We start from the raw sequence: 13,626 nt of genomic DNA on the forward strand, positions 1-13,626 counted from the left end.
GAGCAGACCGGACCCGTCACCCTCTGTGGAAGGCGGTGGCGCGGATGGGTTAGTGTCTGCACACGGAAAGCTACCCCCCACCGAGCCCCGTTCGTGTCACATATGTTTCACGAGCCCCAACCTCACCTCAACCGAGGCAGGGTTCCGGCGGCTTTCCACCGATCTCCGAAGAACCGCTGGCATACTTTGCTACATCACAGTAAGGTAACGCAGCACATGTTCATTCATCCGACCTTACGGTGTCCCCCTCGCGCCCCACGCGGCACCGCGCCACCCGCGTTCCGGCCCCACGGTCGGCCCACGGGCCGCGTGCACGGCCGGAAGAGAGCACACACGTCCCAGAAGCAGATGATCTCGGAGTCCACTCGTGGCCTCATCCATGACCAGTCCGGCATCCCAGCGTCAGCAACCGGGGCACGGCGCGGTCGCCCCCACCACGGCGGCCCCGGGTCCAGGCCGTGACGCCCGTCTGGACAATGCCAAGTTCGTCCTGATCGCCCTGGTCGTCGTCGGCCACGCGATCGGCTCACTCGACTACGGGCCAGCCAGCACGCTGTACTACTGGATCTACTTCTTCCACATGCCCGCGTTCATCATGATCAGCGGGTACCTGTCACGCTCCTTCGACGCCTCGTCGAAGCGGGTGGAGAAGCTGGTCCTGTCACTGTTGGTCCCCTACCTGGTCTTCTGGACCATCCACCAGTCCATCTACGCCGTGGAGCGGGGCGGCCTGCCCGACTCCATGTCGGTGCTCCAGCCCACCTACGCCCTGTGGTTCCTGGTCGCCCTGTTCCTGTGGCGCCTGAGCGTGCCCATCTGGAAGCGGCTGCGCTGGCCCGTACTCATCGCCGTGGCCATCTCGGTGTTCGGTGCCACGGCCAGTCTCGGCGGCACGCTCTCACTGGGCCGCGTCGTGAGCTTCCTCCCGTTCTTCGTCCTCGGTCTCTGCCTGCGGCGCGAGCACTTCGCCTACCTGGACAGGCTGTGGGTGCGGATTGCTTCCGTCCTGGTGCTGGGCGTGACGGCGGTGCTGGCCGTGCCCATCTCCGAACACATGAGCCGCTCCTGGCTCTTCTGGAGCAGCAGCCTCACAGACCGGGACATCGACCCGATCCTGCCCAGCCTGGGTCTCCGGATGGGGTTCATGGTCCTCGCGTTGGTGATGACCTTCGCGGTCCTGGCCCTGATGCCCAAGCAGCGCACCTGGTTCACGCCCCTGGGGGCCTACACCCTGTACGTGTACCTGGGGCACTCGGTGGTGATCGTCCTCTTCCAGGCACTGCCCTGGTACGGCCACCTGTCCGGTGTCATGGAGATGACCGTCGTGATCCTCGCGGCCCTGGGCGTGACCCTGCTGCTGTGCACCCCGTGGGTGCGCGCGGGCATGCGCTGGGCGGTGGAACCGCAGCTGACGTGGTTCCTGCGCGAGGACTCCGCGCTGCGCGCGCCGAACGGCGCCGGGAACGGCGACGGCGGCGCGCGGGAGAAGGAGAAGGCCGGGGTCTGACCCGGATCCCCCGCGGGGGGCGGCAACGGACACGGGAGGGGCGGGTCGGCGCATCGGCGCTGACCCGCCCCTCCCGTGTCGTCCCCGCGGCCGGAGGGCGGGGCTCAGCTCCCGCCGGTCGTGTTCGGGGCCGCGGCGGCACCGGGGACGGCGCCCGAGGCCAGCAGCTGACGGCGGCGCACCTCGAATCTGCTCGTGTCCTTCCACAGCCGCAGCACCAGGACCAGCTCGAAGAAGGCCAGCGCCAGGACGGAGAACACCGCGACCGGGATGATCAGGCTGTTCAGCGGGGTGAAGAGGGAGACCAGCGCGGTCACCGGAGCCACCACGCACAGGAACATCTCGAACTCGATGCCGCTGAACAGGTGCGGGCGCACCCGGTGGCGCAGGAGCCGGTCGCGCACGCGCGGGTAGAGGCCGGCCGGGGCCGGGGCGCCCGGCCGGGCGGGGGCCTCACCCATGTCCTCGTCCTCGGGGTCGGCTTCGCGCTGGGCGGCGGCCAGCCGGTCGGTGTCACCGGTCAGCTCGGCGAGGGTCGCGTTCATGGTCCGGCGGGTCTTGGCGACCTGGGGGCCGTTGAGGTAGCGCAGCAGGTCGAAGAAGACCACCACCGGCGCCGCGATCAGGTAGACCTCGTGTCCGGTGAGCAGCCACTGGCCGATCAGCAGCGCCATCACGCAGCCGAAGAAGCGGATGCGGTCGAAGACGAAGTCCACCCAGCCGCCGAAGACCGTGCCGGTGCCCTTGAGCCGGGCGATCTTGCCGTCCATGCAGTCCAGCACGAAGCTGAGGTGGAAGAGCAGTCCGCCCGCCAGCAGCCAGGCCCAGCCGGCTCCCTCCGCGCCCGGTACGAGGACCGGCGCGACGAAGCACAGCATGGAGAGCAGGCCGAAGACCCCCGCTCCCAGCGTCAGCTGGTTGGGCGTGACGTTGGTGCGGTTCGCGGTCCAGACGACGAGGCGCCCGGCCAAAGGGTCCACCAGGAAGACCGTCCACCAGGCGTCCTTCGCCTTGTAGGTCTCTTCCTTGACTTGCGCGAAAGTGAAACGCGGCATGCGGGCTCTCCAGGAACGCCCACCCGGGCCCCGGCGCTCGACGACGCGCTGACAGGGGCGGGGAGAGGCTGTGTCGGCGGGAATCCGGGTCATCATGCCAGATCGGGGGTCGACCGACCTAATTCGTGACGGCATACTTGACCGGTAAGAGGGGGATCAACAGGCGGCCGCGCGCGGCATGCGGCGGATGGTCCACCCCCTTCGGTCTCGACCGAGGTAGAGGCATTGCGTTTTCTGAACGACCAGGCACCCCAGCAGGACCTGACCTACAGCGACGTGTTCATGGTCCCCAACCGGAGCTCCGTGGGCTCCCGGCTCAGCGTGGACCTGTCGTCGCCGGACGGCACCGGCACCACGATCCCGCTGGTCGTGGCGAACATGACCGCGGTCGCCGGGCGCAGGATGGCCGAGACCGTCGCCAGGCGCGGCGGTGTCGCGGTCATCCCGCAGGACATCCCCTTCGAGGTGGTCTCCGACGTCGTCTCCTGGACCAAGAGGCGGCACCTGGTCTACGACACCGCCATCACGCTCAACCCGTCCAGCACCGTGGGCGAGGCGCTCAACCTGCTGCCCAAGCGCGCGCACAACGCCGTGATCGTGGTGGACGGGGACCGCAGGCCCGTCGGTGTGGTCACCGAGGCCGACTGCGTCGGCACGGACCGCTTCGCGCAGCTGCGCGACGTGATGTCCGCCGAGCTGATGACCATCCCCGCGGGCACCGAGCCGCGCGAGGCGTTCGGGATGCTGCACGACTTCCGGCACCGCCTGGCCCCGGTCGTGGACGGGGACGGCGCGCTGGTGGGCGTGCTGACCCGCACGGGCGCGCTGCGCTCCACCCTGTACACGCCCGCCGTGGACGCGGACGACCGCCTGCGCGTGGCCGCCGCCGTCGGCATCAACGGCGACGTGACGGGCAAGGCCGCCGAGCTGCTGGAGGCCGGGGTGGACACCCTGGTCATCGACACCGCGCACGGCCACCAGGAGAAGATGCTGACCGCGGTCTCCAAGGTGCGCGCGCTGTCGCCGCGGGTGCCGGTCGTGGCGGGCAACGTCGTCACCGCCCGGGGCACGCGCGAGCTGATCGAGGCGGGCGCCGACATCGTCAAGGTCGGTGTGGGCCCGGGCGCGATGTGCACGACCCGCATGATGACCGCCGTGGGCCGCCCCCAGTTCTCCGCCGTGCTGGAGTGCGCCGGGGCCGCGCGCGAGCTGGGCGGGCACGTGTGGGCGGACGGCGGCGTGCGCCACCCGCGCGACGTGGCCCTCGCCCTGGCCGCGGGCGCGTCCAACGTGATGGTGGGCTCGTGGTTCGCGGGCACCTACGAGTCGCCGGGCGACGTCATGCGCGACGCCGAGGGCAGGCAGTACAAGGAGAGCTTCGGCATGGCGTCGGCCCGCGCGGTCCGGCTGCGCACCGCCGAGGACTCCCCGTTCGAGCGGGCCCGCAAGGCGTTGTTCGAGGAGGGCATCTCCACGGGCCGCATGTACCTGGACCGGGAGCGCCCCGGCGTGGAGGACCTGATCGACCAGATCGTCGCCGGTGTGCGCAGCTCGATGACCTACGCGGGCGCCTCCTCGCTGGCGGAGTTCCACGAGCGCGCCGTGGTGGGCGTGCAGAGCGCCGCCGGGTACAACGAGGGGCGCCCGGTTCCCACCAGCTGGTGAACGCCCCCGGGCTCGGCCGGGGCTCCGGGCGCCGGGGACTCCCCGCCAGGGTCAGTCGGTCCGGCCCTCCTTCGCGGCGAGCACCGCCTTGCGGTGCTCGCCGCAGAGCTTGTCGGCGTGCCGGACCGGCTCGGGCACGCGGTACTTGGGTGAGAGCCGCAGCACCAGGTCGGCCGCACCGTCCAGGTCCACCCGGTGGCCGACGGACACGTAGACGGGCTTGACCCCCGCGCGGGTGCGCAGCACGCGCCCCAGGACCTCCTTGCCCTGGTCGGCCAGCGCGAAGGAGTCGGGGACCACCTCCGAGCGCCCGGCCACCATCGGCGTCCACGACCCCCGCTCCTCACCGGGCACGCTGTGCCTGCCGAACAGCACCGACTTGGCCGATCCCACCACCGGCAGGTCCAGGAGCACCCCCAGGTGGCAGGCGACCCCGAAGCGGCGGGGGTGCGCCAGGCCGAAGCCGTCGCACAGGTACACGTCCGGGGTCACCTTGAGCTGCCCCAGCGCCTCCAGGACCGGCGGGGACTCGCGGAACCCGAACAGCCCCGAGATGTAGGGGAAGGACGGCTCGGAGGAGATGGCGACGGACTCGACCACCTCCAGGGTGCGCACGTCCATCACCACGGCCGCCGCTGAGAGCGCCGTGTTGTCCGTGGCGTAGCTGACGTCCAGCCCGGCCACCAGCCGCACCGCGTCCACGTCCAGCGGCTCCACGCGGACCCGGTCGGCGAGCCTGCGCTGGAGCGCGACGGCCTCCTTGGGGTCGCGGGGCCAGTTCTCCGGATCGTCCAGGGCCCTCGCGACCCGCTCGGAGATCTCCGACATCCCGATCCTCCCGTTCGTTCGGTGGTACGCGCCCTCCATCCAATCCCATTACCCGGTCGAGCGCGGTGCCCGGAAGCTGGCGGCAGCGCTGTGCGACACTCCACAGCTTCCGGTGCCCGGAGGAGGCGTATGGGCGCTGTACGGTGGTTTTCGCAGTTTTGCACTGACTGGTCAGTTCAAAAACCGGAGGAGACGAGGGATGCGTCGGGCAACCGGAGCTCGTGTACAGGCCGAGGGCGTCGGGCTCGCCACCCGGGAGGGCCCCGTGTACACGGGGGTGGGGTTCACTGCCCGGCCGGGCACGCTCACCGTCTTCCGTGCCGATTCGGGGGGCGGGCGCAGCGCCCTGCTGCTCACCCTGACCGGCCGGATGCGCCCTTCGGAGGGGACGCTGTACGTGGACGGCCACGCCCTGCCCCGGCACGCGCGCCGGGTCCGCCGGATCAGCTCGCTCGGGCTGATGGACGAGGTCAACCCCCTGGACGAGCGGCTCCGGGTCCGCGAGCACCTGTCCGAGGGGCTGCTGCTGCGCATGCGCCCCGCCGCGCGGAGCCTGGCCGACGAGGCCATGGACGCCGCGGGGCTGGGCGGGCTCGACCGCCGGTCGCTGGTGCGGGAGCTGTCCATGCTCGAACGGCGCCGCCTCGGGCTGGCCCTGGCCCTGCTGGCCGAACCCCGGCTGCTGGCCGTCGACGACGTCGACGGCGGCCTGGAACCCGGGCACCAGGCCGACCTGTGGCGCACCCTCAAGGGGCTGTCGGACGACGGGCTGACGGTGGTCGCCACCTGCGCCGACTCCGACGAGCTGTCCGAGGTCGCCGGGCCGGACACCCAGGGGCCCATCCCGCTGCGCCAGGACGCGGGGGACCCGGCCGACTCCGGAACCGGCACCGCCGCCGGAAGCGCGGGCGCGACCGCCGCGGACCCGGGGACCGGGGGTCGCAGCGGGCGGCACCGCCGCCACGTCGGCCTGGACATCCTGCGCGGCGGCCGGGAGGAGGGCGGCAACCGTGGCCGGGCGTAGGCGTTCGCGCCCGCTCGTGCGCCCCCTCGCGGTGCCCCGGCTCGGGCTGCTGACCGTGCGCTCCTTCCTGCGCTCGCCGCTGCCCGCGGCCGCGCTGGCCGCGCTCCTGCTCATCCCCCTGCTCTACTCGGGGATGTACCTGTGGTCGTTCTGGGACCCCTTCGGCAGGATGGAGCGCCTGCCGGTCGCCCTCGTCAACGAGGACGAGCCGGTCGAGGTCGCGGGCCGCGAGGTCGACGCCGGGGGCGAGCTCACCGACACCCTCCTGGAGCGGGGGGACCTGGACTGGCACCCGGTGGACGCCCGGGAGGCCGCGCGCGGTGTCGCCGACGGCACCTACTACGTCTCCCTGACCATCCCCTCCGACTTCAGCGCCGACCTGACCTCGCCCTCCCGCGACCGGGAGTCCCCCTCCCCCGCGACCCTGGAGGCGCACTACAACGACTCCAACAGCTTCATCGTCCGCCAGCTGGCCGGAAGCGCGTTCCGGGAGATCCAGGAGGCCGCCGCGGCGTCGGCGATCAACGGCTACCTGGACCAGATCTTCCTCGGGTTCAACGAGATCCACGACAGGACCGAGGAGGCCGCCGAAGGGGCCGACGAGCTCTCCGGCGGCGCGGACGAGGCCGAGGGGGGCTCCTCCGAACTGTCCGGGGGCGTCGGCGAGGCGCACGCCGGCGCCGGGGAGCTCAGCGGCGGCCTCGACCAGCTGTACGCCGGTTCGCAGGAGCTGGCCAGCGGCGCCGCGACCGCCTCCGAGGAGGTCTCGGCCCAGGTGGAGAAGCTCGACGCGCTGGCCGACGAGTGGCTCCCCCAGCTGGAGGAGGACATCCCCTCCCTCCAGGAGCACGCCCAGAACGCCGCCGAGGTCACCGGAGCCCTGTCCGCGGCCCTGGAGGAGCTGCCGGAGGTCGACACCGCGGCACTGGAGGAGGTGGACGGGCGCCTGGCGTCCTACCTGGAGGAACACCCCGAGCTGGAGACCTCGGACCCCGACCTGTACACCCTGCTGTGCGACCTCCAGGAGGCCGTCGGCACCGCCCGGTCGGCGGCCGGGTTCGTCCAGGACAACCGCGACGCGATCACCGGGACCGCCGAGGACGCCGCAGCGCTGAGCGCGGAGGCCGCCGCGCTCTCGGAGGACCTGCCCGCCATGGTGGAGAGGGCGGAGGACGCACGGGACCGGGCCGACGAACTCGACGAGGGCCTGGCCGAGCTGGCCGAGGGGTCCGCGCAGCTGCGCGACGGGCTGGCGGAGTCCGCCGACGGCGCCGGGGACCTCGACGAGGGGTTGGGCGAGCTCAGCGGCGGCGCCGACGAGCTGCACTCGGGCCTGGAGGAGCTGGCCTCGGGCTCCGACGAGCTCGCCGAGGGGCTCGACGAGGGCACGGAGCAGGTCCCCACCTACTCCGAGCAGGGACGCGACGACGCTTCCTCGACGATGAGCCGTCCGGTGCGGCTGGACAGCGCCGTCTCCAACGAGGCGCCCGACTACGGGACCGGGTTCACGCCGTTCTTCGTGCCGTTGTCACTGTGGGTGGGCGCGATGGTGGTGTTCATGGTGCTGCCCGCGCTGTCCTCGCGGGCCCTGGCCTCCTCAGCCCCCTCCTGGCGGGTGGCGCTCGCCGGGCGGATCACCCCGCTCGTGCTCGGCGTCGGCCAGGTACTGGTCATGATGGTCGCCCTGCACCTGCTGCTGGGGCTGGAGGCGGGGAACTGGCCGCTGCTGATCGCGTTCCTCGTGCTGACCGCCGCCGCGTTCGCCGCGACGGTGCAGTACCTCAACGTGGCCTTCGGTGCGGCGGGCCGGGTGGTGGCGCTCGCGCTGTTGGTGCTCCAGCTGACCTCGGCGGGCGGAACCTACCCGATCGAGACCAGCCCGGCCTTCTTCCAGGCCGTGGGGCCGTTCCTGCCGCTGCACTGGGGCGTGACCGCGCTGCGCCACATGATCGGCGGCGGAGATCCGGACCTGGTCCGGGCCGCGTTCGGGGTGATGGCGCTGTGGCTGGTGGTTCCGCTCCTGCTCACGTGGTGGACCGTGGAACGCAAGCGCGTGTGGACGATGGGCGCGCTCCATCCGACGCTGAAGCTGTGACGTGCGCCGGGGCTGCGGACATGGCGCGACCTGTACGAGTATGGGCGAGAATGGACCGGATGAGTGCGAGCACGCCCGACCACCCCGTGAGCGGCCGCCGCGAGGCCACCCGGCGGCGCCTGTTCGAGGCCGCGGTCACGCTGATCTCCGAGCAGGGGTACGGCGCCACGACCGTGGACGAGATCGCCGAGCGCGCCGGGGTGGCCAAGGGCACCGTCTACTACAACTTCGGCGGCAAGGGCGAGCTGTACGCGGCCCTGATGGAGTGGGGCGTGACCCGGCTGGCCGACACGCTCAAGGACGCGGCGCCCCCTCCCGGGGCCGCCACCGCCCCCCGCGAGGCGCTCGCCGCCGTGCTGCGCGCCGGAGTGGTGTTCATCGGCGAGCACGAGTCCCTGGCCCGCCTGCTCATGGCGGAGGCCTGGCGGACCAACCGGGCCTGGTACGCCACGGTCCTCCAGATCCGCACCGAGGCGATCGGGGTCATCACCGGCCTGCTGGACGACCTGGCCGCGGAGGGGGCGCTGCGACCGGACCTGGACACCGGCCTCGCGGGGTCCGCCCTGTTCGGCATGGTGGTGACGGTGGCCCTGGACTGGCGCACGCTCCAGCCCGAGCGCCCCGTCGAGGAGGTCCACACGGCGCTGGCCCGCATGGTCGGCGGCCTGGTCGGCCCCGCTGTCTCCCCCGACCGGGCGAGCACCCCGGACACCTGAGAGGACGTACTGCGCCATGGCCACCCTCTATCCCCTGATCCCGCTCCTGGCCGGGGTGGTCATGCTCTGGGCGGTGACGCGTGACACACGTCTGGAACTGCGGCTGCGCCGCCACGGGATGCGCGCCAAGGGACGCGTGATCGGCTACCACGAGACCTCCACGGCCTCCCGGATGATCGTGCAGTTCCGCACCGAGGACGGGCACGAGGTGCACGCCGAGCACGAGAACACCGGGTGGACGGCCTCCCGCGCCGGGGAGATCGTGACCGTCGCCTACGATCCCGACACGCCCGAGCGGGCCCGGATCGTGTCCGCGCCCTGGCTGTCGCACTACGTGCGGGTGCTGTTCGGCGGTCTGGGCGCGGTCCTGGTGCTCACGGGGCTGCTGCTGGGCTACCTGGCCTGGCGCTGACCGCGTCGACCGGAAACCCGCCCCACGCACCGTGATCTTGTACTTGTAGCGCGCCTCGGCCGTCGAGCCTCGCTACAAGTACAAGATCATCCAGTTCAGGGGCCCTCTGGTCACACGGGCAACGTTTCCGGTCGGTCCACCGGGCCACAGGTGCTTCGGGACCCGGCTTCGCTCCTCACCCACCGCTCCGGCCCGCGGCCGCGGGCTCCCCGGGCGGGGCGGAGTAGCGGACCAGGCGTGAGGGCAGGGCGCCGTCCAGGGTGGCGCGGGTGCACACGCGCACGCCGCACAGCAGGTCGGCCACGCCCGCGCCGTCGGGCCGGACCAGAACGCTGCTGACGTGCACCGCGGCCACGGCGAGCGCGTACCAGGGCAGGCCCAGGGCGAGGAGGACGGCGACGGGCCCCTGGAGCAGGCAGATGCGCGTCAGGACCCGCCAGCGGGCCGCCGGAGCCGGGTGCCCGCGTTCGCGCAGCGCCAACCGCACCGAGGCGGCCCCCGGGGTGGCGCGATCGCGGCGCGCCAGCGCGGGGATCGCGAGCAGGACCGCGACCAGGCACGACAGGGCGGCCGTACGCGTCCCGGTTCCCGGTCCCGCGACGCCGAGCGCGTGCGCGAGGACGGCGAGGGCCGCCGCGCCGAACCACCACAGGCCCAGGTCGAGCAGGGCGCCGGTGAGCCTGCGCACCGGCCCGGGCACGGCGCGGTCCGCGACGGCCGCGGGCCAGCCCCGGGCGTACCCGGGCGGGAGCGCCCACCGGGCGAGCAGCCAGCCGAGCAGGGTCGCGGCCGCGCCCCATGCCACGAGCCCGGACGGAGCCCCGGCGTAGGCGCACGGGTACAGGCCCAGGAGGCCGGTGGCGCGGACGGCGACCACGGCAGCCGCCAGGGCCGCCCCCGTCAGCACGGTGACCGCGGCGCCGCGGCGGAAGCGGTGCCGGGCCAGCAGGCCGACCGCCAGGAACAGGGCGAGGGGCCCCGCCTCGGCCCCTGACGCGGGGAGGGTCCCCGGGCCGGACCAGCCGTCGCCGGAGGGATCCACGCACAGGCCGTCGACGGAGGCGGGCAGCGGCCAGACCGCGTACGCCGCCAGACCGGCGGCGGTGGCCAGGGCGGCCGCGGTGCACAGGCCCGGCCAGCCGTGCGGACGGCCGTAGCGGCGGTACTGTAGGCCCAGGTAGAGTGCCGCCGCGCAGACCACCAGCAGCGGGACCCCCGCGACCGCGGCCTCCACGGCGACCGGTCTCCCGTCCAGCGGCTGGCCCATGCACATCCCCCGTCACGCAGTGCTCTCCATCCGGCACGCAACGCTAGTACGCGCGGCGCCGACGCGCGTGCCGAACGCGGACATCGCGCGACGGCGACCGGCTCCGGGGAGGGAGATGCCGGTCACCCGGAGCAGGACTTGCCATACTCTCCGCCATATGTGACCTTTGCCCTATTGTCACAATGCTTCACAGGAGGAAACACCCCTACCAGTCACCCGAGAAGTGGACATTCTCGCCTCCCATGGCAGACTGCCCCCACCACCCGATATTTCAGCGTTTCAACGGCGAGATACGATCCCCCACGCCGAAACGCCGCGTTTGTGGTTACCCTGCGGTACGTCCCGTGTCGAGACCCCCACGGACGCAGCCCGCGGGACACGAGACCGCGCACAGGCGGGCCGGGACGCGCCGTCTCCCCCGGCGGCCGCGGCCCCACCCCCAGAAGACCCCGGACGCGGATCGACAGGAGAACCGTGCAGGCAGTACCCAAGCGACGCGGTCGGAGCATCACCTCCCGCATCCGCGCAATGGTCATGATCCCCACCACCGCCCTGGTGGTGCTCTGGCTGGCCCTCACCGTGGTCCTCGCCGGAGACGCGGTCATCAAGCGCCTCCGCGCCAACGCCACCGGCGAGCTGGTCGCCCCTGCGGCGATCGGCCTCGTGGACGTGATGCAGGAGCGGTCGCACACGATCGCCCACATCGAGAACCCGGGGAACGCGGAGATCGAGGGCCAGCTGACCGAGGCCCGCGAGAGCACCGACGGCTCCCTGGGCGCGGTCGTGGGCGAGCTCATCGGCTTCGCCGACATCGCCCCCGGCGAGAGCGGCCACCACATCGAGATGCTGCACATGCAGTACGGCGAGATCGACGCGATCCGCTCGGCGGTCGACGCGGGCGAGGCCTCCCGCGCCGACGTCCTGGACTACTACAACGAGCTGATCCTGCACGGCGCCGACAGCTTCGACAGCCAGACCCGCGCGGGCGGCGACGGCAACGACGCGGTCAGCCCGAGCTTCACCGCGACCTACATGTTCCGCGCGGTCGACCTGTTCGCGCAGTCCGACGCCCAGGTCGCCCGCGCCTTCGCCACCGACGAGCTGACCCTGGAGGACCAGCGCCGGTTCACGGAGCTGGTCGGCTCCTACGAGAGCATGCTCGCGGCCAACGGCCACTACCTGGAGGGCGAGGGGCAGGAGGCCCGGCTGGAGAACCTGCTGGCGAGCCAGGAGTACGCCGACCTCCAGCGCATGCAGGACGAGATCATCGACCGCCAGGCGACCACCGAGACGGTCACCGACCCGGTGACCCTGGTGCCCAGCGAGGTCCAGGACCTGTCCATGCCGGTGGACTACGCCGCGTGGGACGAGGCCTACGACCACGTCCTGTCCGAGCTCACCGCGATCGGCGCCGACGAGGCCCTGTACGCCGCGGACGTCACCCGCTCCGAGACCAACCAGGCCCTGGTCGTCGCCGTGGCGGGCAGCCTCGGCGTCGCCGCCGTCATCGGGTTCGCGTTCCTGCTGGCCCGACGCTCCTCCACCCTGCTCACCGAGCGCCTGCTGCGCCTGCGCGACGACTCCAACGACATGGCCGAGCACCGCCTGCCCGACCTCATGCGCCGCCTGCACGCGGGTGAACAGGTGGACACCTGCACGACCGTCCCCCAACTGGTCGCCAGCGACGACGAGCTCGGCGACGTCGCCAGGGCGTTCAACACCGCCCAGCGCGCCGCCATCGACGAGGCGGTGCAGCAGGCCGAGCTGCGCCAGGGCGTCAACCGCGTGTTCCTCAACATCGCGCACCGCAGCCAGACGCTGGTCCACCGCCAGCTGCGGCTGCTGGACCGGATGGAGCGCGAGCAGGAGGACCCCGAGCAGCTGGCCCAGCTGTTCAAGCTCGACCACCTGGCCACCCGTTCCCGCCGCAACGCCGAGAACCTGCTCATCCTGGGCGGCGAGGCGCCGGGCCGCACCTGGCACCGCCCCATGCCGCTGATCGACGTGCTGCGCGGCGCCATCTCCGAGTCGGGCGACTACACCCGCGTCAAGCGGGAGCGGATCGCCCGCGTGCACCTCAACGGCCCGGCCGTGGCCGACGTCATCCACCTGGTAGCCGAGCTGGTCGACAACGCCGCGATGTTCTCGCCGCCGCACACGCACGTGCGCCTGAGCAGCGAGGACGTGCCCAACGGCGTGACGGTCGAGATCGAGGACCGGGGCCTGGGCATGACCGAGAGCGAGTTCGCCTCGGCGAACGCGCTGCTGGCCGACCCGCCCGAGTTCGACGTGATGCGCCTCAACGAGAAGATGCGCCTCGGCCTGTTCGTGGTCTCGCACCTGGCCCACCGCCACGGCATCCGCGTGCACCTGCGCCCGTCGCCGTACGGGGGCGTGCAGGCCATCGTCCTGCTGCCGCACGAGCTGATCTCCGGCGACCGCTCCCCGCTGCCCTCCGACGAGAGCGGCGAGCGCACGTGGGACGTGCGCGAGATCCTCGACCGCACGCCAGGCGGCGAACTGTCGTCCGGCAGGCGCGTCAAGCCCGTGCTGACCTCGGTGTCCGCTCCGAAGGAGGAGGTTCCCGCCCGGGAGGACGAGGACTCCGCTGACTCCGCCGGGGGCGAGGGGGATGACGCCCCGGTGGCCGGGAACGCGCCGGAGGGCGGCACGGACCTCCTCGACGCGGGCGGCGACCACCCCCCGCTGCCCACCCGGACGCCGCTGCCCACCCGGACCCCGGCCGTCAGCGCGGTCCCCGACCCCGACGCCCCCTCCGAGGCCGAGCCGCCCGCCATGGTCGAGGCGGGCGGGGGACGGCCGCCGCTGCCCAAGCGGCGCCCCCAGGAGAACCTGGCTCCGCAGCTGGCCGCCGACCCCGTGGCCGACACCCGGAGCGGTCCCGCGACGGGCGGCGCGTTCTCCGCGAACGCGACCCCGGACGGCCAGGAGCGTCTGGCGCGCCTGCGCCGGAACATGTCCGCGTTCCAGAAGGGTACGGACCGCGGACGGCGCGAAGGCAAGCAGCAGACCAACGACACCGACAAGGACGCGTAA

At 72.6% G+C, this 13,626-nt stretch carries 10 protein-coding genes; 7 read left to right on the forward strand and 3 right to left on the reverse strand.

Annotated elements, in window-relative coordinates:
• The first annotated feature begins 379 nt into the window (after positions 1 to 379).
• Positions 380 to 1,507: an acyltransferase family protein gene (locus tag HGB44_RS12495; protein WP_061078127.1), complete on the forward strand. Its 1,128-nt coding sequence runs from the start codon at positions 380 to 382 to the stop codon at positions 1,505 to 1,507.
• Positions 1,508 to 1,611: 104 nt separating this feature from the next.
• Here the strand turns inward: HGB44_RS12495 and HGB44_RS12500 are convergent, their stop codons facing one another.
• Positions 1,612 to 2,562: a CDP-alcohol phosphatidyltransferase family protein gene (locus tag HGB44_RS12500; protein ID WP_061078128.1), complete on the reverse strand. Its 951-nt coding sequence runs from the start codon at positions 2,560 to 2,562 to the stop codon at positions 1,612 to 1,614.
• Positions 2,563 to 2,787: 225 nt separating this feature from the next.
• Between HGB44_RS12500 and HGB44_RS12505 the strand changes: the two genes are divergently transcribed.
• Positions 2,788 to 4,227, forward strand: coding sequence for a GuaB1 family IMP dehydrogenase-related protein (locus HGB44_RS12505; protein WP_061078129.1), 1,440 nt, complete (start codon positions 2,788 to 2,790; stop codon positions 4,225 to 4,227).
• Between the two features lie 51 nt (positions 4,228 to 4,278).
• Here HGB44_RS12505 and HGB44_RS12510 read toward each other — a convergent pair whose 3' ends face one another.
• Positions 4,279 to 5,055, reverse strand: coding sequence for an endonuclease V (locus HGB44_RS12510; protein WP_061078130.1), 777 nt, complete (start codon positions 5,053 to 5,055; stop codon positions 4,279 to 4,281).
• Positions 5,056 to 5,254: 199 nt separating this feature from the next.
• Between HGB44_RS12510 and HGB44_RS12515 the strand changes: the two genes are divergently transcribed.
• Genes HGB44_RS12515 through HGB44_RS12530 form a run of 4 tightly spaced genes read left to right on the forward strand, consistent with a single transcriptional unit; the run spans position 5,255 to position 9,302 of the window.
• A complete protein-coding gene (locus tag HGB44_RS12515; RefSeq protein WP_061078131.1) occupies positions 5,255 to 6,079 on the forward strand; it encodes an ATP-binding cassette domain-containing protein in 825 nt (274 codons plus the stop codon).
• On the forward strand, positions 6,066 to 8,174 hold the full coding sequence (locus HGB44_RS12520; RefSeq protein ID WP_061078132.1) for a YhgE/Pip domain-containing protein: 2,109 nt from the start codon (positions 6,066 to 6,068) through the stop codon (positions 8,172 to 8,174). The genes HGB44_RS12515 and HGB44_RS12520 overlap by 14 nt, the downstream gene beginning before the upstream one ends.
• A gap of 50 nt (positions 8,175 to 8,224) precedes the next feature.
• Positions 8,225 to 8,890 carry a TetR/AcrR family transcriptional regulator gene (locus HGB44_RS12525; protein ID WP_061078133.1) on the forward strand — a complete coding sequence of 222 codons (666 nt, stop codon included), beginning with the start codon at positions 8,225 to 8,227 and terminating at the stop codon, positions 8,888 to 8,890.
• A 16-nt stretch (positions 8,891 to 8,906) separates the two neighbouring features.
• Entirely contained in the window at positions 8,907 to 9,302 is a 396-nt protein-coding gene (locus HGB44_RS12530) for a DUF3592 domain-containing protein (RefSeq protein WP_061078134.1), read from the forward strand.
• A gap of 175 nt (positions 9,303 to 9,477) precedes the next feature.
• Here HGB44_RS12530 and HGB44_RS12535 read toward each other — a convergent pair whose 3' ends face one another.
• A complete protein-coding gene (locus tag HGB44_RS12535) occupies positions 9,478 to 10,569 on the reverse strand; it encodes a hypothetical protein (RefSeq protein ID WP_061078135.1) in 1,092 nt (363 codons plus the stop codon).
• Positions 10,570 to 11,043: 474 nt separating this feature from the next.
• On the opposite strand from HGB44_RS12535, the gene HGB44_RS12540 reads away from it, so the two are divergent.
• Entirely contained in the window at positions 11,044 to 13,626 is a 2,583-nt protein-coding gene (locus HGB44_RS12540; protein WP_061078136.1) for a sensor histidine kinase, read from the forward strand.

This window comes from Nocardiopsis alborubida, assembly GCF_012396365.1.
GTDB classification, from domain to species: Bacteria; Actinomycetota; Actinomycetes; order Streptosporangiales; family Streptosporangiaceae; genus Nocardiopsis; species Nocardiopsis alborubida.

What these genes read in the sequence shown, in the direction of transcription:
- HGB44_RS12530 (WP_061078134.1), top strand. Translation starts at nt 8,907, where the DNA reads ATGGCCACCCTCTATCCCCTGATCCCGCTCCTGGCCGGGGTGGTCATG.
- HGB44_RS12535 (WP_061078135.1), bottom strand. Translation starts at nt 10,569, where the DNA reads ATGGGCCAGCCGCTGGACGGGAGACCGGTCGCCGTGGAGGCCGCGGTC.
- HGB44_RS12510 (WP_061078130.1), bottom strand. Translation starts at nt 5,055, where the DNA reads ATGTCGGAGATCTCCGAGCGGGTCGCGAGGGCCCTGGACGATCCGGAG.
- HGB44_RS12515 (WP_061078131.1), top strand. Translation starts at nt 5,255, where the DNA reads ATGCGTCGGGCAACCGGAGCTCGTGTACAGGCCGAGGGCGTCGGGCTC.
- HGB44_RS12525 (WP_061078133.1), top strand. Translation starts at nt 8,225, where the DNA reads ATGGACCGGATGAGTGCGAGCACGCCCGACCACCCCGTGAGCGGCCGC.
- HGB44_RS12495 (WP_061078127.1), top strand. Translation starts at nt 380, where the DNA reads ATGACCAGTCCGGCATCCCAGCGTCAGCAACCGGGGCACGGCGCGGTC.
- HGB44_RS12500 (WP_061078128.1), bottom strand. Translation starts at nt 2,562, where the DNA reads ATGCCGCGTTTCACTTTCGCGCAAGTCAAGGAAGAGACCTACAAGGCG.